Below are 22,270 nucleotides of genomic sequence, written 5' to 3' on the forward strand. Positions count from 1 at the left end.
TAAAGCTATTTTCGTTTTCGCAAAACATTATTTAAAAAAATAAATAATATATTTCGACTCAATTTTATAGTGTCTTAACAATTACCTCGTTAGAGAATTGTATTTTTACTGCCTTATTCAAAAAAATGAATCTTGTAATTGATGTCGGAAATACGCTGGTAAAGCTCGGAGTGTTTGATACTAAAACACTTAAACATAAAAAAACCTGTGTTAAGACAGACTTTTTAATCACCCTTGTAGAAATTTCTGAGAGTTTCCCTACTATTTCAAATTGCATTGTGTCTTCAGTTTCTAATCTTTCTGAACACCAACTTTCAAAATTGCAGCAACTTTACAGTGTTTTAATTTTAAATCACGAAACTAAAGTGCCTTTCACAAATTGTTATGGCACCCCAAAAACCCTGGGAATTGATCGTATTGCCTTGGTTAGTGCAGCAACCCATCAATATAAAGAAGAGAACGTTTTAGTGATCGATGCCGGAACTTGTATTACTTATGATTTTATAAATACAAATAACGAATATTTGGGTGGAGCTATTTCGCCAGGAATTTCTACTCGTTATAAAGCGTTACATACGTTCACGGCAAAATTACCGTTATTGGAGGCAGATAACACCCAAATATTAATTGGAAATAACACGACAGACTCCATACATTCTGGGGTAGTGAACGGCGTGTTATTTGAAATTGATGGATATATTGAAGCTTACAAAAGAAAATTTAGGAATTTAACAGTTATTTTAACAGGAGGAGACACACATTTTTTGCGAGATAGTATAAAAAATGACATCTTTGCCAACTCAAATTTTTTATTGGAGGGCTTGAACCACATTTTAGAATTTAACAATCATTGATGTTTAGAAAAATAGTAGTCGGCTTATTTATACTTGTTGCAAGTGTAGCAGTGGCCCAAGAAGGCACCACATCTCCATACTCTTATTATGGAATCGGGACCTTGAAATTCCGAGGAACTGTAGAAAACAGGTCGATGGGGGGGCTAGGTATTTTTTCAGATAGTATTCATATTAACCTGCAAAACCCAGCTTCTTACTCGAGTTTGCGATTGGTTAATTTTTCGGTTGGAGCAAGTCACAAAGTTTCAAACCAAAAAAACGAGACCGAAAGTCAAAATACTTCAACAACTTCTCTAGATTATATTTCTATGGGAATTCCGATGGGAAAATTCGGAATGGGCTTCGGTATCATACCTTATACGTCTGTTGGATATGATTTTTATTCTGACGTTCCAGATGGAAGTGGCCGAACAGAATATTCTGGTAGCGGCGGTTTAAACAAAGCTTACCTTTCGTTGGGATACCAAGTAACTCCTGAATTTAGTGTTGGGGTTGATGCCAATTATAATTTCGGAAAAATAGAAAATACCGCAACCACACAAAAAATTGAAGCGCAGTATGCCACGGAAACCTTTAATAGGTCTGATATTTTAGGTTTCAGTTTTAACTTCGGGGCGATGTATAAAAAAATGATTACTGAAGAGTTAGAATTAACTGGATCGGTAACAATTACTCCTGGCACCAATTTTACTTCTGAAAACTATAGACAGATCTCCACAGTATCCATTACACAAACGGGTATATATACCGTTGATGAAAGAGATATTGATGTTGAAAATACAGATTTTACGTTTCCATCGCAATTTAGTATTGGTGCAGGCATAGGAAAACCAAAACATTGGGCACTTGGTGCAGAGTATACAAACCAAAAAACTAGTAATTTTACCAATCGTTCTTTCAATATAGATAATGTTACTTATGAAAATGCCTCTAAATATCGTGTAGGTGGTTTTTATATTCCAAATTATAATTCTTTCGGAAACTACTTTCAGAGAGTTGTTTACAGAGCTGGAGCAAGGTATGAGCAAACCGGTTTAAACGTAAATGGGCAGGACATTAACGAGTTTGGCATATCTTTTGGAGTTGGTCTACCTGTTGGACGTTTATTCTCTAATGTAAATTTAGGGTTAGAAATCGGAAAACGCGGAACCACAGATTCTGGCTTGATTCAAGAAAACTTTTTTAATACATTTTTGAGCTTCTCGTTAAATGACCGTTGGTTCGAAAAAAGACTATATGATTAATACCAATAATTCAAATACCATGAAAACAAAATTCATTTTATTATTTTCAATTGCACTTCTTTCCTTCTCAGGAACAACTTTTGCCCAAGCTCCTGATGATTGTGCAATTTCGTTATCGTACTTTACAGAACCTGCCAAAATAAAAAATTATGAGGCTGCACTTCCGTATTACGAAAAATTAATAAAAGAATGTCCAGACTACAATCTAGCCATTTATCAATATGGCGTGAAAATGTTTGAATATTTTGTTGAAGAAAAAGGAGACAAAAGCAAAGTAACAGACCTTATTGAAGCTCACAACTTGAGATTGCAGAATTTTCCTGAAAAAACTAAGGAAGGTGATGTACTTTCAACAATTGCTCAGATAAAGTATGATTACAGCGTTGGTACAAAAGCAGAGCAGTTTAAAGCTTTTGATGAAGCTTTCAACAAACACCCTGAAGATTTCACCAGCGGAAAGAGTTTATATACTTACTTCTCTTTAGCAGTAGAGCTTTATAACAATGGTGAGAAAACCCTTCAGGAAATTTTCAATCTTTACGATGTTGTAACTAGTAAAATAGATACTGAAAAGAACAGCCTTGCTTCAAAACTTACTCCTTTAATGGATAAAGAAGAAGCTGGAACTGCAATGACCGATAAGGAACAACGCGCAAAAGATGTTTATGAAAACAACTTGGGAGTTTATGCTACTGTTGAAGGTAGTGTAAATGGAACATTGGGTCAATTAGCAGATTGCGAAAACCTAGTGCCTTTTTACGAAAAAGACTTTGAAGAAAACAAAAATAACGTTGATTGGTTAAAAGGTGCAAGTAACAGACTTGATGCTAAAGATTGTGAAACTCCATTGTCTAGCAAATTAGCTGTTCGCCTTCACGAATTAGAGCCAAGTTCAACTTCTGCTTACCTATTGGGTAAACAAGCTGAAGCGAAAGGACAAGCTTCAAAAGCATTGGAATACTTTAACCAAGCTGCTGATCTTGAAAAAGACAATTCAAAAAAATACAGAATCTATTACAGTATAGCTGAAAACTTCCGTAAGAAAGGAAGCTACGGTACTGCAAGAAACTACTACAACAAAATGCTTGAAGTAAAGCCATCTGCTGGAATCGCTTATTACAAAATTGGCGCAATGTACGCAGATAGTGCAAACGGCTGTGGAACAACAGTTTTTGAAAAAAGAGCAATGTACTGGTTAGCTGCAGATATGATGGATAAAGCTGCACGTGTTGATGGTACCGTTGCAGGAAATGCTAGAGCAGCAGCCGCTTCATACAGAGGCCGCGCACCACAACCAAGTGATATCTTCGCAGAAGGTATGGCCGGTAAAACTGTAAAGTTTAACTGTTGGGTTGGTGGAAGCGTTCGAGTTCCAAATTTATAAGAATGTACACCTCAATAAATATGTTTAAAAGCGTGATGGCCTTGGTATTGGTCATCACGCTTTTTGCATGTGAAAGCAATTATCAGAATGTAAAAAAGTTGAGCCTCTCTGATGGCGCACCCATTGCTGAAGGCAAAAACATCAACTTTAAATATACAGACTCAGGTAAATTAGTTACTAACCTGCTAGCCAATAAATTACTAGATTATTCAAATTTAGAGTTTCCGTATAAAGAATTCCCAAACGGAATTGAAGTCAGATTCTGGAATGAAGACGGAAAAAGAAGCACAGTAACCGCAGATTACGCCATTCAGTTTGATGAAAATGGATTGGTAGATTTACGCCATAATGTAGTAGTTGTTACGGCAGACAGCGTGGTCTTAAAAGCTAACCAGCTTTACTGGGACCAAAAGAGTAAATGGGTTTTTACAGATAAACCCTATCAGATAAAATTTAAGGATGGCTCTTATAATGAGGGCGCCGTTGGGTTTGACAGCAGTGAAGATTTCACTACCTTTCTATCCAGAAAAAACCAAGGAGTACAATTAGTTGACAAAACAAAAATTGAAGATGGTAAATAAAGTATATCGTTTTTTTGAATACGCATATTTAATAATTGCTGCATTTTTCGCTTATGAAGCGATAAACAAGTGGAACACCGAACCGAATCAAGCATATCTATTTTTATTCTTCGTTGTTCTTGCAATTTCTATGTTTTTCTTCAAAAGAAATTTTAGAAAGAAAATGGACAATCGTTCCAAAGATTAATTTTCACAAAACAACTTCCCTGTTTTTAGTAGCTGGGATTTTTTTACCTGTTTAAACAAAATTCAATTTGGATTACAGCATCATAATTATTCTAATAATGCTCATACTCTCCGCTTTCTTTTCGGGGATGGAGATTGCATACGTTTCTTCCAACAAAATCCACATTGAAATTGAAAAGAAACAGAATACCTTTTTAGCCGGTATTCTGAAAAAAATAACCCGACGCCCCTCAAAATTTATTGCCACAATGTTAGTGGGTAATAATATTGCGCTGGTTATCTATGGTTTTTTTATGGGCGATCTTTTAATGCGCTACATTCCCTTGGCAGGTTTTAGCGGTTTATTGGTGCAAACCATAATTTCAACGCTCGTAATTTTAATGACCGCAGAATTTCTGCCAAAAGTTTTCTTCCAAATATATGCCAATAGCTTAGTAAAGTTTTTTGCAGTTCCCGCTTATTTCTTTTATGTATTCTTTTCTTTCATTTCCGAATTTGTAATTTGGATTTCAGATTTAGTACTTAAATTAATTTTTAAGTCGGAAGGCGATACCGTGCAACTTACTTTCAGCAAACTGGAACTTGGTAATTATATTTCTGAACAAATGGATATTGCCGAAACCAAAGATGAAATGGACTCGGAAATACAAATATTCCAAAACGCATTAGATTTTTCTGAAGTAAAATCGCGCGAAGCTATGATTCCGCGTACAGAGGTTGTCGCAGTAGATATTAATACTACGCCAAAAGAACTCGCTAAAATTTTCACTGAAACTGGGCTTTCAAAAATATTAATCTATAAAGAAAATATAGACGATATATTGGGCTATGTTCACTCCTTCGAGCTTTTCAAAAAACCTGCAACTATAAAAAAAGTTTTAATGCCTGTGGTTTTTGTACCAGAAACCATGCTTATAAAAGATGTTCTCGGCATCCTAAGCAAAAAAAGAAAAAGTATTGCAGTTGTAATTGACGAATACGGTGGAACCAGCGGTATTATTACTGTTGAAGATATTATTGAAGAATTATTTGGCGATATTGAAGACGAACACGATAGTGTTGCACTAATTGAAGAAGAGCTGGGCGATGGACATTATAAATTTTCTGCACGTTTGGAAGTAGACTACATAAACGAAAACTACAATCTCAATTTAACCGAAAACGAAAATTATGAAACTTTGGGCGGTTTAATTGTAAACCACACCGAAGAAATTCCAGACCAAGGTGAAACAGTTGAAATCAACGATTATAGCTTCACAATCCTCGAAGTTTCCAGTACTAAAATTGAACTCGTGGAAGTAAAAAACATATCCGACGATTAGTTTTTGAATTATTCCTCACTTTTTTCAATATACTTTTTTATTAGTGAGCGGAAAATGGTATTTTCGCCCCCTAAATAACTGAAAAAAACATCCTTCGCAGCTTTGGTCAATATCAAGGAATAAAAGGAATTTACAACCAAACCCTTCATATTCGAGAGATTAAAAGTGAAGAAATATAAATTACGGAAATCAAATGGCAATCTTAAACAGTATTAGAAAAAGAGGGATATTCCTTATCCTTATTATTGCATTGGCGCTTTTCGCCTTTATTTTAAGTGATATATTAACAAAAGGCGGCGGCTCAAATGTTCAAGACACAATTGCTACCATAAATGGCACAGACATTTCTCGCCAAAGTTTTATGGAAGAAGTGGAAGCAACCCAACGTAACTTGGGGCCAAACTCTAACTCAACTCAAGCCCAAAACATGGTTTGGGAAAGACAACTTCGTCGTGTAATTTTAGATGAGCAATATGAAAAAGCTGGTCTTTCTGTTGAAAAAGCACAATTAGACGATGCTCTTAAAACTTCTTTGGCTAACAATCCTGCTTTTCTTAACGAAGCTGGACAAGTTGACGATGGTAAAATTCAAGAGTACATTGCAAGCATTAAAGCTTCTTCACCAGTAATGTACAAGCAATGGTTAGATTTTGAACAAAGCACTGCAGAAAGCATACTACAGCGTACCTATTATAATATGGTTAAAGGTGGTTTAAGAACTACTATTGCCGAAGGCGAGCAGGAATATCATTTCCAAAATGACAACCTAACTTTAAATTACGTTATGGTTCCTTACAGCAAAATAGCTGATGAGGACGTTAAAGTATCTGACGAAGAAATAAAGAAATATGTTGCTGCGCATCCAAAAGATTACGAAGTTGAAGCACAAGCAGACATTCAATATGTATTAATTTCTGAACAACCTTCAGAAAAAGATATAGCAGATGCCAAAATGCAAGTTACTACTTTGCTTAATAACAAAGTGGAATTCAACCAAGACACAAAAAGCAACGACACAGTTGCTGGTTTCAAAAATGCAAAAAATTACGAAGAATTCGTAAATGCTAATTCTGATATGCCTTTCCAAGATCGTTGGATGTTTAAAAGCGAACTTCCACAGACTGTTGCAGACTCATTAATTAACTTGAACGATGGCGATATTTACGGTCCGTTTAAAGTTGACAACACATTCTACCTTTCAAAAGTTTTGGAAACTAAAAAAATGCCAGATTCTGCTGAATCTAAGCATATCTTAATTCGCTACGTAGGTACAAATCGTGCTCCAGAAACAATTACAAGATCTAAGGAAGAAGCTAAAAAATTAGCCGATAGTATTTTGGGTGTTGTGAAAAAAGACAAATCTAAATTTGCTGACCTTGCAAACACAATGTCTGACGATGGTTCTAGCCAGAACGGTGGAGATTTAGGAAGCTCAACCCCTGGAAGAATGGTACCTCCATTCGACAAGTTTATTTTCAATAACCCTAAAGGAACTATTGGATTGGTAGAAACTGATTTCGGATTTCATATTGTTGAAGTAGGTAAGCAATCTGAACCTAAAAAGGCTATAAAGCTTGCAACGATTGTAAAAACCATTGAGCCATCAGACAATACAATTAACGATGTGTTTTCTGAAGCATCTAAATTTGAAGTTGCTTTACAGGATGGCGATTTTACAGCATTAGCAAAAGCACAAAACCTTGAAGTAAAACCTGTAAACAATCTAGGAAATATGGACGCTAACGTTCCTGGATTAGGTGATAACCGTACGCTTGTTAACTGGGCTTTTGAAGAAGACACTAAAGTAGGAGATTACAAACGTTTCAGCGTGCCACAAGGTTACGTAATTGCGCAGCTTACTCGTAAAAACCCAAAAGGTTTAATGAATGTTAAGCAAGCTACTGCAACTGTTAAACCTATTCTATTAAAGGAGAAAAAAGCACAGAAAATACGCGAATCTATTACTGGTAATTCAATTGAAGAAGTTGCAAAAAGCCAAAATATAATTGTACAGACCGCCACTAGCGTTACTATGGCAAATCCAGTAATTGGAGCCAGTAACGAACCAAAGGTAATTGGCGCCGCTTTTGGCACTAAGCCAGGTGAATCTACAGGTTTAATAAATGGAAATAATGGAGTTTATAAAATTAAAACCACCGCTTTTAATCCAGCTCCTAAAATGGAATCATACGTAAATTACGCAAACCAATTGAGCGCTAAAGAAGCTCCAGCATCTCAAAGTGCCGTATTTAACGCACTTAGAAAGAAAGCTGATATTGAAGATAACCGCGCTACTTTTTATTAATAGCACGCACATAAATTTTTTAAGCCCTGTTACAAAATTTGTAACAGGGCTTTTTCTTTAAAACTGAAGTTGGAATGCTTCGCAAAACCGAAAATATCCTTTATTTTTAAAAGATTTTTACCAAACGAAACAAAATGGATAACAACGAAATTTTAAAGGCGCTTGAAGAAAAATATCTCGATCTAGGCGAGAATCCTGAAACCTACCTTAAAGGACTTTTACAAGCAAAGCCTATTACATATTGGGATTATATACAAACCGATACGCTGCTTTCGCTTCAAAAAACACGTACAGATTTTAAGGATGAAGAAATCTTCGTAATGTATCATCAAGTTACAGAGCTTACTCTAAAAATGATGATTCATGAAATAAAACAACTTTCTGAAGGTGAAAATCTATCTGAAGAAATTTGGATTACAAAATTAGATCGTCTAAAAAGATACACCCGAATGCTTATCACTTCTTTTGATATTATGAAAGATGGAATGAGTTATGACGATTACAACATTTTTCGTGCTACTCTTACTCCCGCAAGTGGCTTTCAGAGCGCGCAGTTTCGTGTTTTAGAAATTTATAGCACACGTATCCAAAATCTTATTAATGAGAAAGGACGCGAACGCCTGCCAGAAAATCCAACGCTCGAAGATTATTTCGAAAACCTTTATTGGAAAGATGCCGGACTAAATCGCAAAACTGGAAAAATGGGTCTCACCTTACGGCTTTTTGTTGAAAAATATGAAGCAGATTTTAAAGCACTTGCTATAAGCGTTAAAGGAAAAACCTTGGAAGAACGCGTAGCACAAATGGAAAACCCTTCCGAAGAACTCAAAGAAAAGCTACAGCAAGTTGATCATTTTTATAATGTTGCCTGGCCGTTGGTTCACTTAGATACTGCGCAACATTATCTAGATAGAAAAGGAGAAAATAAAGCCGCAACCGGAGGTTCCGAATGGAAAAAATACCTACACCCAAAATATCAACAACGTAAGTTTTTTCCTGAATTATGGTCGGAAGAAGAAATTGCAAATTGGGGATCTTAAAATCTAGTGGTCAGTTGTCAGTGGTCAGTGGTCAGTGGTCAAATATTAATATACGATTATGGAAATCCTCATAAAACGCATTTATGAAGATGCATCAAAAAATGATGGCTTCAGAGTTTTAGTAGATAGAATTTGGCCGCGAGGAGTGAGCAAAGAAGACGCAAAACTCGACGAATGGATGAAAGAGATTGCTCCATCTACAGACCTTCGAAAATGGTTTAATCATAAGCAAGAACGTTTTGAAGAGTTTTCGAAAAAATATAAAAAAGAACTTGCTGAAAATACAGGTTTAGTTAAGGAACTACTAAGTAAAGCAAAGGGTAAGCGGCTCACTCTACTCTATGGCGCCAAAGATGAAAAATATAATCAAGCCGTCGTTTTAAAGCAATTTCTAGAAAATCAATAACTTTTTTATTAATGAATTTAATATTTTTAAGGCCTTCAACAATCCTAAAAAGTATCATGAAGTATCTAATTGCGCTTATAATTTTCGGTTATTCCGTTACAGTAAAATCTCAAATACTCAATGCGGAATCCCTTCGTAAAGTAACCGATACTTCAGGATTTTCTGGTGCTGCTAGCTTAGATTTTTCAATTAAGCGAGATGTAAATGCCTACTTCGGACTCAGCAGTAGTACGCAAGTTCAGTATAAAATGAACAATCATTTAGTGTTGCTGAAAAATGATATTGAGTTAAAAAATATTGAAGGTAATAAATTTGAAAACGCTGGGATATCGCATCTTCGTTACAATTACAAATTCCATCCACGCATTGCTTGGGAGGTTTTTACACAGGCGCAATACAACAAAGTCTCAAAAATAGATTTTAGAGGACTTTTGGGTACCGGTCCTAGATTTAAACTGACAACTTCTGAAAAATATAAATTTTATTTGGGTTCGCAAATTATGTACGAATATGAGGAACTCAATGATGGCAGCACCCCTATACATAGAGATTTTAGAAGTACATCTTATTTATCTTTTAGTTTATACCCTACAAAAACACTAAGTATAGTCAGTACAACCTATTTTCAACCTAGATTAAAAGACTTTGGCGATTATCGTTTTTCCAACCAAAGTTCACTACTTATTGATCTTTTTAAAAACTTCGCCTTCAAAACTACATACACATTTATTTACGATAAAACGCCTGCTGTGGGAATACCAAACTCACAATACAATTTATCTAGCGGCATCGTTTATTCCTTTGATTAATCTGTTAAAATTTCGTAAGTTTTAACTTCTTTGAAAGACTACTTGCCTATATTTACGTGAATACTACAACCAAAAACACTAAAATTCCGTAACTATATACAACCCACAATTATGGCTTCAAACAACTATTACGATCCTGCTGACCTTAAAAAATTTGGAAAAATTTCAGATTGGAGCCAAGAGCTTGGTGATAAATTTTTTGATTATTACGGAAAAGTTTTTGAAGAAGGCGCACTCACCGCTCGCGAGAAATCGCTTATTGCCCTTGCAGTAGCGCATACAGAAATGTGCCCCTATTGCATTGATGCGTATACAAAAGACGGGCTTCAGCGTGGTATTACTAAAGAAGAAATGATGGAAGCCGTACACGTTGGTGCTGCCATTAAAAGCGGCGCAACCTTAGTACACGGGGTAATGATGATGAACAAAGTAAATAAATTAGAAATGTAGGAACGCGAGTAATCACACGACTACAATAATTCAATCGAATAGGATTCTGAAAAAATATTTATGCTGAAAGAAAAAAAGAAAATGCAACAATCCCTTCACAAACGTGAAAGTGAATTCGCCGTGGCAAACAAGCAGCTAGAAAAACTGTCTAACGGTATTTTTGCTAACGGTGAGCTACCTACTTTTTCAGAAAAAATAAAAGAAACAGATCAGTTTCCATTACGCCCCAATAAACTTGAAATTCTTCAAATTAACGTGGGCTATATGTGTAATCAGGTTTGCGAACACTGCCACGTTGATGCTGGTCCCGACCGTAAAGAAATTATGACGCGCGAGACCATGGAGCAATGTTTGGAAGTAATTAGACACACAGGCGCACATACTTTAGACCTAACTGGTGGCGCACCAGAAATGAACCCAGATTTTCACTGGTTTGTTGAAGAAGCAAGCAAAGCGGGGATTCAGGATTTTATTGTGCGTAGTAATTTAACGATTATTCGCGCTAACAAAAAGTATTACGATCTGCCCCAATTCTTCAAAAAACACAACGTTCATGTCGTGAGCAGCATGCCTCACTGGACTCGTGGCAAAACCGATAAACAAAGAGGCGAGGGCGTTTTTGATTTATCTATAACAGCATTGCAAGAGTTAAATGCAGTTGGCTACGGAATGCCTGACAGCGACCTGCGTTTAGATTTAGTTTATAACCCAAGCGGCGCCTTTTTACCTGGCGATCAGGCTAGCATGGAAAAGGAATTTAAAAAAGGTTTGTTGGAAGATTTTGGGATTCATTTTCACAGTCTTTTTGCGATTACAAATCTTCCTGTTTCACGGTTTTTAGATTATTTAATTGCATCAGAAAATTATGAAGATTATATGTATTCTTTAGTAGAAGCGTATAATCCCGCGGCGGTTAAAAATGTAATGTGCCGCAATACCATTTCTATAAGTTGGGACGGATATTTGTACGATTGCGATTTTAACCAAATGTTAGAACTGAAAGTGGCGAGTAAAATCCAACATATTTCAGAATATAATGAAGATATCCTTAACGACCGAAAAATAATCATTTCGCAACACTGTTACGGTTGCACCGCTGGAGCTGGTAGTAGTTGCCAAGGCGCCGTTGCAGAATAACTATAAGACCTAACTATTTTTACAACTTGTTAGGTCTAACTAATTTTATGAAAATAACCATATCCCTACTATTTCTTGTCTTGTTCGCCAATTATGCCGCGGGTCAAAAAACTATAGACGAACTTCTCCTACACTACAACACCCGCAGTATTCCGTATCTTTCAGTGAACGAATTGCGAATGTATCAAATGAACGATACGGTAGTAATTCTCGACACTCGCGAGCCGGAAGAATTTAATGTAAGTCATCTTAAATCTGCAATAAATGTTGGTTACAATGAATTCTCTTCCGAAGATGAAAAACTTCAGAAGATAAATAAGAATGCAAAAATTATTGTTTACTGCTCGGTGGGAATTCGTTCTGAAACAATTGGAGATAAATTAAAAAAAGCAGGTTTTACAAATGTGAAAAATCTCTACGGCGGCATCTTTGAGTGGAAAAATAAAGGCTACCCCGTAATCGATACCACCGGCATAGAAACCGAAAAAGTACACGCCTTTTCTAAGCATTGGAGCAAATATTTGCAAGCCGGAAAACCTATTTATTAAATTTTCAACTCACCCGATTACTGAATACTGAATACTGAAAAATGGCATTACTAACTTCAAAATATACAAGTAGCGATAATGAAATGGCAAAGGATTTTCATTTCCCTACATCAAAAAAAGCACTAATTATTTTTACCCGAAATCCTGAACTTGGAAAAGTAAAAACCCGATTGGCAAAATCTGTGGGAGATGAAAGTGCCTTGAAAATTTATAAATTTCTACAAAAACATACGGTGGAAATCACTAAAAATTTGAAAATAGACAAATATGTTTTCTATTCTGAAAACATCCATCGCGATGATATTTGGGATCCGGAGATTTTCAGAAAAAAACTACAATCTGGAGATGATTTGGGTGAAAAGATGAAAAACGCTTTTTCAGAAATCTTCGAAATAGGTTACGATAAAGTAATGATAGTGGGAAGCGATATTTACGATTTGCAACAAAAAGATATCGAAACAGCATTTGAAACCTTACAGCAAAATGAAATGGTAATAGGCCCAGCAACCGATGGTGGTTACTATTTGTTGGGCATGTCGGAACTTAATTCTGAAATATTTCAAAATAAAAACTGGGGCACCGACACCGTTTTGGAAGACACACTTAATGATCTAAAGCAGGAAAATATAGTTTTATTACAAGAACGAAATGATGTAGATTATTTTGCAGATATTAAAGATGTTGATGTATTTCAACAGTTTTTACCGCCTTATTTAGACAAAAACTTTTTATAAAATTATGAGCATTACAAAATATATAGAAGAGGCAGCAGCCTATCTTCAGCAAAGAGGATTTGAAAAACCTGAAGTGGGAATCATTCTCGGCACTGGCCTCGGAAAAATAATTGAAAATGTAGAAATTGAAGCTGAAGTAAGCTACAACCACATTCCAAATTTTCCGACGGCAACAGTTGAGTTTCACAAAGGAAAGTTGATTTACGGCACGCTTGAAGGCAAAAAAGTAGTGATAATGCAAGGGCGTTTTCACGTGTATGAAGGATATTCACTTCGCGATGTTACTTTCCCAGTGCGCGTAATGCATCTTTTGGGAATTAAGCATTTACTAGTTAGCAATGCTTCTGGAGCTATTAACCTCAACTTCAAAAAAGGTGAAATAATGCTAATTGATGACCACATTAATTTGCAAGGCGATTCCCCCCTAGCCTTCCGTGGCGTTGAAAAAATGGGCGAACGATTTGTAGATATGAGTGCCCCATACAATACCGAAATGAATCAAAAATTGGAGCAGATTGCTTCAGAAAAAAACATAAAACTTCACAAAGGAGTTTACGCTAGTGTTGTAGGTCCGCAGCTCGAAACTCGCGCCGAATATAAATACCTTAAAATTATTGGCGCCGATGCCGTTGGAATGAGCACAGTGCCCGAAGTTATTGTTGCCAATCACTTGGGATTGCCAGTTTCGGCAGTTTCCATACTTACGGATGAATGTGATCCAAACAATCTTGAACCCGTTAATATTGAAGAAATAATCGCAATGGCTGCCAAAGCAGAACCCGATATGATTATTTTATTTACCGAATTGATTAAACAACTATAAAAAATTATTATGAGCTATCTAGATACTACTAACGACGTTTACAAACAAGCCGCACTTACTCCAGACGTTGGACTTTGTTGTACAACAAATCCAATTTGGGAGCTTCCGGGACTTAAAATTCCGAAGATTATGCAAGAAATGAATTACGGCTGCGGAAGTACCGTTAACGCTCGCGATCTTACTAATAGCCCGAAAATGTTATATGTTGGCGTTGGTGGCGGCATGGAGCTACTTCAGTTTTCGTATTTCAACAGAACTGAAAGCGGCGTTATTGGCGTAGATACGGTAGATGAAATGCTAGAAGCTTCCCGAAAAAATTTCAAAGAGGCCGAAAAAGTAAACCCTTGGTTTAAAAGTGAATTTGTAGACTTAAAAAAAGGTGATGCTTTAAATCTTCCAGTGGATGATAACAGTATTGATGTTGCCGCACAAAACTGCCTTTTCAATATTTTTAAAGCTGAAGATTTAAAAAAGGCAATAGAAGAAATGTACCGCGTTTTAAAACCACACGGACGTTTGGTGATGAGCGATCCTACTTGCGAGCAGCAGATGAATCAAACCCTTCGTGACGATGCTCGTCTTCGCGCGTTATGCCTTAGCGGAAGCCTTCCAATTGCTGAATACATAAAAGCACTAACAGATGTTGGCTTTGGAACTATTGAAATCCGGGCGCGCAAACCATACCGCATCCTCGATCCTAAAAACTATCCAACCGAAGAGTTGATTTATATTGAATCTATTGAAGTTGCTGCAATTAAAGACCCAATGCCCGAAGATGGCCCGTGTATTTTCACAGGAAAAGCGGCTATTTTTTATGGAACCGATGATTATTTTGATGATAAAAAAGGTCACATTCTACTTAAAAATCAACCCTTGGCAATTTGCGATAAAACTGCTGCAGCAATAGCTAGTTTAGGTCGTGACGATATATTTATTAGCGAATCTACCTTTCATTATGACGGTGGTGGATGCTGTTAAAACAGCGAGAAAAAATTATTTTAAAACTGAGTAAACAAAAAGTTCGTATGTAATACGATACTAACCCAATAATTCAATAAATGATTTTAGTAATCCTTTTTATTGCCGCCTGTTTTTTAGCATATAGCAATGGGGGCAACGATAATTTTAAAGGGGTTGCAACGCTTTTTGGAAGTGGTACCACGAATTACAGAAAAGCAATATCCTGGGCCACCGTAACAACTTTTGCGGGTTCTGTTGCAGCTATTTTTTTGGCAGAAACCTTAGTGAAGAATTTTTCAGGTAAAGGATTAGTTCCAGATAGTTTAATTCAGAATCCAATATTTGCAATTTCAATTGCCTTGGGAGCGGCATTAACCGTTTTTCTCGCTACAAAAATTGGGATGCCTATTTCTACTACACACGCTTTAGTAGGCGCACTTTTTGGAGCTGGATTTATGGCTATTGGAACCGATTTCAATTTTGAAAAATTAGGCAATGCGTTTTTAATTCCTCTTATATTAAGTCCGTTGATGGCGGCAGTTTTAAGTTATGTTATGTATCTCCTTTTTAGGAATACGCGTAAAAAACTGGGAATATCTAAAAAGAGTTGTATTTGTGTTTCAGAAAAACAAACGGTTTCACAACTTGCCAATTCAGAATTAAATATGGATGCATATTCCGAAATAGAAATAACCACTTGCAAAATAGGTTGTGCTGAAGTCTACGACGGCAAAATTTTAGGAATTACTTCTCAAAAAATTTTGGACACAATGCATTTTATAAGTTCTGGTGTTGTAAGCTTCGCTAGAGGGCTAAACGATACTCCTAAAATTGTAGGTTTATTAATTATTATAAGCGCCTTGGAACTACATTGGGGAATGATCGCAATAGCAATCACCATGGCTCTGGGTGGTCTTCTAAACGCTAAAAAGGTGGGAGAAACTATGAGTAAAAAAATTACACCAATGAATTCTGGTCAAGGTTTCACGGCAAATATGGTTACCGGTATTTTAGTTACTACAGCAAGTATTCATGGTATGCCGGTTTCAACCACACACGTTTCAGTAGGATCAATTTTTGGGATTGGCACAGTAACTAAAAAAGCGAACCCAAATGTAATTTATAAAATTGTAATCTCGTGGGTACTCACCCTACCACTAGCGGCATTAATTAGTGGATTGTTGTTTAAGTTTTTCGAAATTGTGTTGTAATTATTCGGTGAAAATGCGACTACCTTAATTCATTTATGGAAAAATACATTACCATCTTCAAAGATTCATATCTGGGATATTTTAATTATCTGTGGACAGAAATCACCAGCTTTCATTGGGAAAACTATTTCTATGGATTAATATTGGTTTCTTTGGTGGTTTGGGGTTTGGAGTTGTTATTCCCTTGGCGCAAAAACCAAAAAGTATTTAGAAAAGATTTCTGGTTAGATACATTTTATATGTTCTTCAACTTTTTTCTGTTGAATTTAATCGTACTTATTTTCCTTTCAAATGCAACTGCAGAGTTGTTTAATGACTTGCTCGCGTTTGTAGGTTTGAAGCTTGCAAGTTTTCAACTTGTAGATTTGGATGCCCTGCCATACGGCCTCGGACTTTTAATTTTCTTTTTGGTAACCGATTTTGTGCAGTGGAATACCCACCGATTACTTCACTACTCACCTTTTCTTTGGAATTTTCACAAGTTGCATCATTCTGTAAAAGAAATGGCTTTCGCCGCACACCTTCGTTATCATTGGATGGAGCCGATTGTTTACAAATCTATACTTTACATTCCCCTTGCCATAATTGGTGGTTTTAATGTAGAATCTGTAGCAATAGTTCACTTTTCAGCCTTAGCCATCGGACATTTAAATCACGCTAATTTGGGGTGGGATTATGGCTTTTTAAAATATCTCTTCAACAATCCAAAAATGCACATCTGGCACCACGCCAAAGTTTTGCCAAAACACGCACAATACGGTGTTAACTTCGGAATAAGTTTAAGTATTTGGGACTACCTTTTCAGGACTAGTCACATCCCCCACGACGGCAGAGACATTGAGCTGGGCTTTGATGGTGATGAAAAATTTCCAGAAGATTTTGTAAGTCAGACGCTTTATCCCGTCAAAACCAAAGAGCGAAAATCTTCGTAAGTATTTCAAAATATATAATCAAACTAAAATGAAAACCCTGTTCAATCTTGCCACTATATTATTTGTTGCACTTTCTTTACAAAGTTGCAATTTAATTTCCGCCGCTGGTTTTAGTAGCCATGGGCAACCAACAAAAGAAGTGAATTCAAACCTTACCTCAACAACCGCGAATTCTGCAATAAATGTAGATCATTCACAATGGGACAAACTTCTTAAAAAGTATGTAAATAGCGAAGGTTTGGTAGATTACAAAGGCTTTAAGAACGATAGTGCTAAGCTGGATGCGTATCTAAAAATGCTTTCCGAACAAAACCCAACTAACGATTGGAGCGTTCAGGAATTACTTGCGTATTACATTAATATATACAATGCGGCTACGGTAAAATTAATTGCCGAAAACTATCCTGTTAAAAGCATAAAAGACATTGATGGCAATTGGACTAAAGGTCGCGTGGCTATTGGTGACAAACAGCTTTCGCTAGGCGGAATTGAAAATGGAATCCTTCGGAAAATGAACGAACCAAGAATTCACTTCGCCATAAATTGCGCATCCATTTCCTGCCCAAAACTTATTAACGAAGCATATACCGCAGGCAAAATCAATGAACAATTAGATCGCGCCACCAAAAATTTCATCAATAGTAATGAAAACGAAATTTCTGCTAGTAATGTAAAGCTATCCTCAATTTTTGATTGGTACCAAAAAGACTTTACTGTAAATGGTGAGCAGAATGTAATTGGTTATATAAATCAATTTTCAAGCACTAAAATTAATCCAAGTGCAACTTTATCTTATAAAACATACAACTGGAATTTAAACGAGCAGAAATAAGTTTGCAATATTCAGTCTGTAAATAATTGAATTCAGCTTTAAAATTCTTAACTTATTACTCGTAACCAGCTAACTGAGAATGATATCCATCATCATCCCTGTTTTAAATGAGGCCGCAATAATTAGCGGTTTACTCCAGAAATTACCAGAAAATCTATCAGGTAAATATCGGGCCGAATTAATTTTTGTAGATGGCGGCAGTTCCGATGGTACTGTGGCAATAATTACAGACTTTATAGAAAAGACGGCAGAACCGATTAATTATTTTCCTATACATTTATATTCTTCTGAAAAAGGACGCGCCAAACAAATGAACGCAGGTGCTCGCCAAGCTTCAAGCGAGATACTTTACTTTTTACACGCCGATTCTTTACCCCCTCAAGATTTTGACAAATACATTATTTCTGAAGTTGAAAAAGGAAATCCTGCAGGTTGTTTTAAAATGAAGTTTGACAGTAATCACTGGTTGCTCAAACTTGCGGGATGGTTCACTCAATTTAATTGGAGAGCTTGCCGCGGTGGGGATCAGAGCCAGTTTATTACTAAGCAGCTTTTCAACGAAATTGGTGGTTTTGATGAAACCTACATTATTTATGAAGATAATATTTTAATCAACGAACTCTACAAACGAAAGAAATTTACTGTTATTCCGCGTTGGCTCACCACCTCTGCACGCTTGTATCATCAAAAAGGGGTTTGGAATTTGCAGTATCATTTTTGGGCAATTTATGCGAAGCGTTTATGCGGCGCAAATGCTAATGAACTTCACCAATATTATCTAGAAAATATTAAGCAAAACGGCGCATCCAATCTTTCCGAATAAGAATTACAGTTTCAAATAATTGAAAAATAACTCTTTTTCAAATTCGCTATTTTTCATATTTTTTTTAGATATTGTAGATAAAATTCTCTAAAACATAACGTATGAACATTTTTGAAGCCATTAGAAAAGACCACGATAAACAACGCGAACTCTGCCGTTTAGTAACATCCACTTCAGGAGATTCAAAAGAAAGAAAAGAGCTGTGGGAAAAGTTGAAGCACGAATTACAAATTCATGCCGATGCGGAGGAACGCACCTTTTATTCGCCTTTAATTCATAATGACATGATGCAGGAACACGCTCGCCACGGTATTGCTGAACATCACGAAATGGACGAATTAATGGAAAAAGTAGATGAAACAGATATGGATTCGCCAGCTTGGTTGGTTTACGCAAAACAGTTGTGTGAAAAAGTTAAACATCACTTAGATGATGAAGAACACACCTTTTTTCAATTGGCTGGAAAGGTATTTTCAGAAACTCAAAAAACTGCAATTGCTAAAGATTATTTGGAAGAAATGAAAAAGAATAGATAGCAAGCATTTTATTGTTCTGCCTTCATTCTGAAATATTTCTGAACTACTGCCTGGGCGGGTTTGTTTTGCGGAGTAAATTGATTGTTTTCAATTCCTCCCACTCTATCGTGGGTAATAAACCATTTCCAAAGGAATCCGCCCGCAAACCACTCTTCGTCCCCCAACGCTTGGTATAAGCCTTCCAACGCATTGGACTGCGCCTCTAGATTTACCGATGTCATTTCTCGATCGCTTCGCCATGGTTCTTTGCCACTAAAATCAACACTTCGATAGCCGTATTCCGCAAAGAGAATTTTTTTGTTTTCTTTTTCAGAAACAGCTTTTAATTCGGTTTTCCATCGTTCCCAGCCAGATTTTACTTCTTCAACATTGGGCGTTTTACTTTCAGAAACTGGAAAATAGGCATCCACGCCAATATAATCCAGCGCATCCCAAAAAGGCACACGTTTGTATTCGTCCCAATTGGCCGCATAGGTTAGTTTTCCTTTATAAACTTTCTTTACTTCAGCAATCAACGCTCGCCAATACTCCGGCCTATGTTCTATAAATTTTTCAAGTTCGGTGCCAATGCAGAATATTTCTACCTTTTCAGTTTCAGCAACTTTTGCAAAATCAAGAATAAACGCGCTATAAGCTTGTTCTAATTCGAGCCAATCTTCTTCCGAAGCCATTTGTAATAAACCTGTAAATTCACCCTTCCAAACCCAAATTTGAGGTTTCATCATTACCTTAATTTCATTCTTGTGAAGCAGTTTTATATATTGGCTAGCACCTTGCTGCGTTTCACCAAACCACTGTCTTTCCTGATTGTAAGTAATCTCTGGGTGCTCCAGATTTTTAATGAACCCGAAAGGCATCACAGCGGCATAGTTTGCATGAATTTCCTTTAGAGGAATAATATTTTCCTGCTCAATAGAATCTCGAGAAGCTACAAAACTAACGCCGTTAATCTTTGTTACTGTTTCAGGTTTCAGCAAAGTTTTTTTAGGCGATTCCTTTTTCTGAGCACATGCTATTATCAACGAAAAAAGAAAAATGTAGGCTAAGAAACTGCGGCGTTTTGTCATTTCAAAAATTATAAGTGATGAAATTAGGGCTTTAATTTAGATTTTGGCGAAACATTAATGCCATTTTTAAATCCGCTACCCTTGTAATTGTGTAAATTTATAAACGACTGAAGAAATCTACAACCAAACAATTATGGAGCACATCGTTATAATAGGCAACGGAATCGCGGGTATTACTGCGGCGCGACACATCCGGAAACTTTCCGATAAAAGAATCACCATAATTTCTGCCGAAACAGATCATTTTTTCTCTCGTACCGCTCTTATGTATGTTTATATGGGCCACATGCGCTGGCGCGATATTGAACCTTACGAACATTGGTTTTGGGAAAAGAACCGCTTGGAACTTAAAAAAGCCTACGTTGAAACGGTTGATACGAATAATAAAATCCTTCATTTTAAAGAAGGTGGCTCCCTTACTTACGATAAACTTATAATTGCCACTGGCTCTGTAACAAATACTTTTGGCTGGGAAGGCTTGGAATTAAACGGTGTTCAAGGTTTGATTTCTAAACAAGATTTGGAAAAACTCGAAAAAAATGCACCCAATAATAAAGAGTGTCCGCGAGCTGTAATTATTGGCGGTGGATTGATTGGCATTGAAATGGCCGAAATGCTTCGCACTCGAGATATTGAAGTTACCATGCTGGTCCGCGAACACGCTTTTTGGACTAATGTCTTGCCAAACGGTGAAGCCGAAATGCTTTCAAAACACATACTTTCTCACGGAGTAGATCTGCGTCATAAATCTGAACTCGACAAAATTTTAGGCGATGCCAACGGAAACGTGAAATCTATTATAACCAAAGACGGCGAAGAAATACCCTGTTGCGTAGTGGGAATAACCACTGGCGTAAAGCCAAATATCTCCTTTCTTAAAAACTCAAAAATAGAAACGAATCGCGGTATTCTGGTGAATAGAAAACTAGAGACCAATATTGAAGACGTTTATGCCATTGGCGATTGTGCACAACAGCGCGAGCCCATCGGCAATCGTGCGCCAGTAGAAGCCGTTTGGTACACCGGCCGAATGATGGGCGAAGCACTTGCACAAACCATTTGCGGAAATCCTTTTGAATATAAACCTGGAAACTGGTTTAATAGCGCCAAGTTTTTCGACATTGAATATCAAACTTACGGTTGGGTATTTTCTGAAGAAAGACAAAAAGATTACGAGGCGCAATTTCACTGGAGATGCAAAAGCGATTTGCGCTGCGTAACAATTTCATATAATAAAAACTCCAATGAGTTTTTAGGAATAAACACCTTTGGAATACGAATGAAACAGGAGGTTTTTGACCAATGGCTTAATGAAAAAAGAAGTGTGGATTATGTAATCCAAAACCTAAAACAGGCCAATTTTGATCCTGAATTTTTTAAAAGGTATGAAAAGGAAATTATGGAAAAATATGCATTATTAACCGAAAAGGAAACATTGTAAAAACCTCAAAGGTCTTTGAGACCTTTGAGGTTTGGATATTGAGATATTATGAAATACGAACCTATCATCGCAGAACAGTATTACCACATATATAACCGTGGAAACAACGGCGAAGATATTTTCATAGATGACCAGAACTACAAGTATTTCCTTGAACTTTTTAAAAAACATATTATACCAGTGGCCAATGTACTCTGTTATTGTTTGCTAAAAAATCATTTTCATTTATTGATAAATACTAAAAATGTAGCCGACAAAAAAATAACGCAAGGTTTTTCAAATTTATTTAATGCTTATGCAAAAGCAATTAATAAGAAATATGAAAGGAGTGGTAGTCTGTTCCAATATAAATTTAAAAGAATAAGAATCACTAGCGAAGATTACCTTAGAAAATTAATAGTCTATATTCATTTGAATCCTGTACATCACGGGTTTTGTGAAGATTTCAAAGATTATAAACACTCTTCATTTATTGGATTAATATCAAATAAACATACATTATTAGAAAGAGCATTTGTAATAAGTTTGTTTGAGGATAACGCAAATTTTATGTTCTCTCATGAATTGAGGAAATGTATTATTGAAGAACAAAATTACTATTTAGAATAGATTCAAAAAAACCTCAAAGGTCTTTGAGACCTTTGA

At 36.3% G+C, this 22,270-nt stretch carries 24 protein-coding genes; 23 read left to right on the forward strand and 1 reads right to left on the reverse strand.

Annotation, left to right across the window (positions count from 1 at the left end; translation table 11 throughout):
- Positions 1–125: 125 nt before the first annotated feature.
- The 21 genes from AC3RVF_RS11080 to AC3RVF_RS11180 all read left to right on the forward strand — a co-directional run bounded on the left by AC3RVF_RS11080 (position 126) and on the right by AC3RVF_RS11180 (position 19,117).
- Positions 126–854 carry a type III pantothenate kinase gene (locus tag AC3RVF_RS11080; RefSeq protein WP_489693390.1) on the forward strand — a complete coding sequence of 243 codons (729 nt, stop codon included), beginning with the start codon at positions 126–128 and terminating at the stop codon, positions 852–854.
- Positions 854–2,098 (forward strand): BamG family beta-barrel-assembly machinery protein, encoded by a 1,245-nt coding sequence (gene bamG, locus AC3RVF_RS11085; protein ID WP_489692058.1) that lies wholly within the window; start codon positions 854–856, stop codon positions 2,096–2,098. The genes AC3RVF_RS11080 and bamG overlap by 1 nt, the downstream gene beginning before the upstream one ends.
- A gap of 19 nt (positions 2,099–2,117) precedes the next feature.
- The gene (locus AC3RVF_RS11090) at positions 2,118–3,482 is read left to right on the forward strand and encodes a tetratricopeptide repeat protein (protein ID WP_489692059.1); all 1,365 of its coding nucleotides are present in this window, start codon (positions 2,118–2,120) and stop codon (positions 3,480–3,482) included.
- Between the two features lie 2 nt (positions 3,483–3,484).
- Positions 3,485–4,063 (forward strand): LPS export ABC transporter periplasmic protein LptC, encoded by a 579-nt coding sequence (gene lptC / locus AC3RVF_RS11095; protein WP_489692060.1) that lies wholly within the window; start codon positions 3,485–3,487, stop codon positions 4,061–4,063.
- The gene (locus tag AC3RVF_RS11100; RefSeq protein ID WP_489692061.1) at positions 4,053–4,250 is read left to right on the forward strand and encodes a hypothetical protein; all 198 of its coding nucleotides are present in this window, start codon (positions 4,053–4,055) and stop codon (positions 4,248–4,250) included. The genes lptC and AC3RVF_RS11100 overlap by 11 nt, the downstream gene beginning before the upstream one ends.
- Before the next feature lie 67 nt (positions 4,251–4,317).
- A complete protein-coding gene (locus tag AC3RVF_RS11105; RefSeq protein ID WP_489692062.1) occupies positions 4,318–5,571 on the forward strand; it encodes a hemolysin family protein in 1,254 nt (417 codons plus the stop codon).
- A 193-nt stretch (positions 5,572–5,764) separates the two neighbouring features.
- The gene (locus AC3RVF_RS11110) at positions 5,765–7,876 is read left to right on the forward strand and encodes a SurA N-terminal domain-containing protein (protein ID WP_489693391.1); all 2,112 of its coding nucleotides are present in this window, start codon (positions 5,765–5,767) and stop codon (positions 7,874–7,876) included.
- Positions 7,877–8,010: 134 nt separating this feature from the next.
- On the forward strand, positions 8,011–8,916 hold the full coding sequence (locus AC3RVF_RS11115; protein WP_489692064.1) for a tryptophan 2,3-dioxygenase family protein: 906 nt from the start codon (positions 8,011–8,013) through the stop codon (positions 8,914–8,916).
- 58 nt (positions 8,917–8,974) lie between these two features.
- Positions 8,975–9,322, forward strand: coding sequence for a DUF488 domain-containing protein (locus tag AC3RVF_RS11120; RefSeq protein WP_489692065.1), 348 nt, complete (start codon positions 8,975–8,977; stop codon positions 9,320–9,322).
- 56 nt (positions 9,323–9,378) lie between these two features.
- Entirely contained in the window at positions 9,379–10,131 is a 753-nt protein-coding gene (locus AC3RVF_RS11125) for a DUF481 domain-containing protein (protein ID WP_489692066.1), read from the forward strand.
- 111 nt (positions 10,132–10,242) lie between these two features.
- Positions 10,243–10,581 (forward strand): arsenosugar biosynthesis-associated peroxidase-like protein, encoded by a 339-nt coding sequence (locus AC3RVF_RS11130; protein WP_489692067.1) that lies wholly within the window; start codon positions 10,243–10,245, stop codon positions 10,579–10,581.
- A gap of 60 nt (positions 10,582–10,641) precedes the next feature.
- Positions 10,642–11,718 carry an arsenosugar biosynthesis radical SAM (seleno)protein ArsS gene (arsS, locus tag AC3RVF_RS11135; RefSeq protein WP_489693392.1) on the forward strand — a complete coding sequence of 359 codons (1,077 nt, stop codon included), beginning with the start codon at positions 10,642–10,644 and terminating at the stop codon, positions 11,716–11,718.
- 47 nt (positions 11,719–11,765) lie between these two features.
- Positions 11,766–12,266: a rhodanese-like domain-containing protein gene (locus AC3RVF_RS11140; RefSeq protein ID WP_489693393.1), complete on the forward strand. Its 501-nt coding sequence runs from the start codon at positions 11,766–11,768 to the stop codon at positions 12,264–12,266.
- 41 nt (positions 12,267–12,307) lie between these two features.
- Positions 12,308–13,000: a TIGR04282 family arsenosugar biosynthesis glycosyltransferase gene (locus tag AC3RVF_RS11145; protein WP_489693394.1), complete on the forward strand. Its 693-nt coding sequence runs from the start codon at positions 12,308–12,310 to the stop codon at positions 12,998–13,000.
- 4 nt (positions 13,001–13,004) lie between these two features.
- Positions 13,005–13,823 (forward strand): purine-nucleoside phosphorylase, encoded by an 819-nt coding sequence (locus tag AC3RVF_RS11150; RefSeq protein WP_489693395.1) that lies wholly within the window; start codon positions 13,005–13,007, stop codon positions 13,821–13,823.
- A gap of 9 nt (positions 13,824–13,832) precedes the next feature.
- A complete protein-coding gene (gene arsM, locus AC3RVF_RS11155; RefSeq protein WP_489692072.1) occupies positions 13,833–14,801 on the forward strand; it encodes an arsenosugar biosynthesis arsenite methyltransferase ArsM in 969 nt (322 codons plus the stop codon).
- A gap of 80 nt (positions 14,802–14,881) precedes the next feature.
- Positions 14,882–15,994, forward strand: coding sequence for an inorganic phosphate transporter (locus tag AC3RVF_RS11160; protein ID WP_489693396.1), 1,113 nt, complete (start codon positions 14,882–14,884; stop codon positions 15,992–15,994).
- A 35-nt stretch (positions 15,995–16,029) separates the two neighbouring features.
- Positions 16,030–16,926, forward strand: coding sequence for a sterol desaturase family protein (locus AC3RVF_RS11165; RefSeq protein ID WP_489692074.1), 897 nt, complete (start codon positions 16,030–16,032; stop codon positions 16,924–16,926).
- 28 nt (positions 16,927–16,954) lie between these two features.
- Entirely contained in the window at positions 16,955–17,758 is an 804-nt protein-coding gene (locus AC3RVF_RS11170; protein WP_489692075.1) for a DUF547 domain-containing protein, read from the forward strand.
- A gap of 79 nt (positions 17,759–17,837) precedes the next feature.
- Entirely contained in the window at positions 17,838–18,581 is a 744-nt protein-coding gene (locus tag AC3RVF_RS11175) for a TIGR04283 family arsenosugar biosynthesis glycosyltransferase (RefSeq protein ID WP_489692076.1), read from the forward strand.
- A 101-nt stretch (positions 18,582–18,682) separates the two neighbouring features.
- Positions 18,683–19,117, forward strand: a complete 435-nt coding sequence (locus tag AC3RVF_RS11180) for a hemerythrin domain-containing protein (RefSeq protein WP_489692077.1) — start codon at positions 18,683–18,685, stop codon at positions 19,115–19,117.
- An 8-nt stretch (positions 19,118–19,125) separates the two neighbouring features.
- Here AC3RVF_RS11180 and AC3RVF_RS11185 read toward each other — a convergent pair whose 3' ends face one another.
- A complete protein-coding gene (locus AC3RVF_RS11185; protein WP_489692078.1) occupies positions 19,126–20,184 on the reverse strand; it encodes a glycoside hydrolase family 113 in 1,059 nt (352 codons plus the stop codon).
- Between the two features lie 133 nt (positions 20,185–20,317).
- On the opposite strand from AC3RVF_RS11185, the gene AC3RVF_RS11190 reads away from it, so the two are divergent.
- Positions 20,318–21,625: an NAD(P)/FAD-dependent oxidoreductase gene (locus tag AC3RVF_RS11190; protein WP_489692079.1), complete on the forward strand. Its 1,308-nt coding sequence runs from the start codon at positions 20,318–20,320 to the stop codon at positions 21,623–21,625.
- 48 nt (positions 21,626–21,673) lie between these two features.
- The gene (locus tag AC3RVF_RS11195; protein ID WP_489692080.1) at positions 21,674–22,234 is read left to right on the forward strand and encodes a transposase; all 561 of its coding nucleotides are present in this window, start codon (positions 21,674–21,676) and stop codon (positions 22,232–22,234) included.
- The last annotated feature ends 36 nt before the right edge of the window (positions 22,235–22,270 follow it).

This window comes from Aequorivita sp. IT1183 (genome assembly GCF_058068265.1).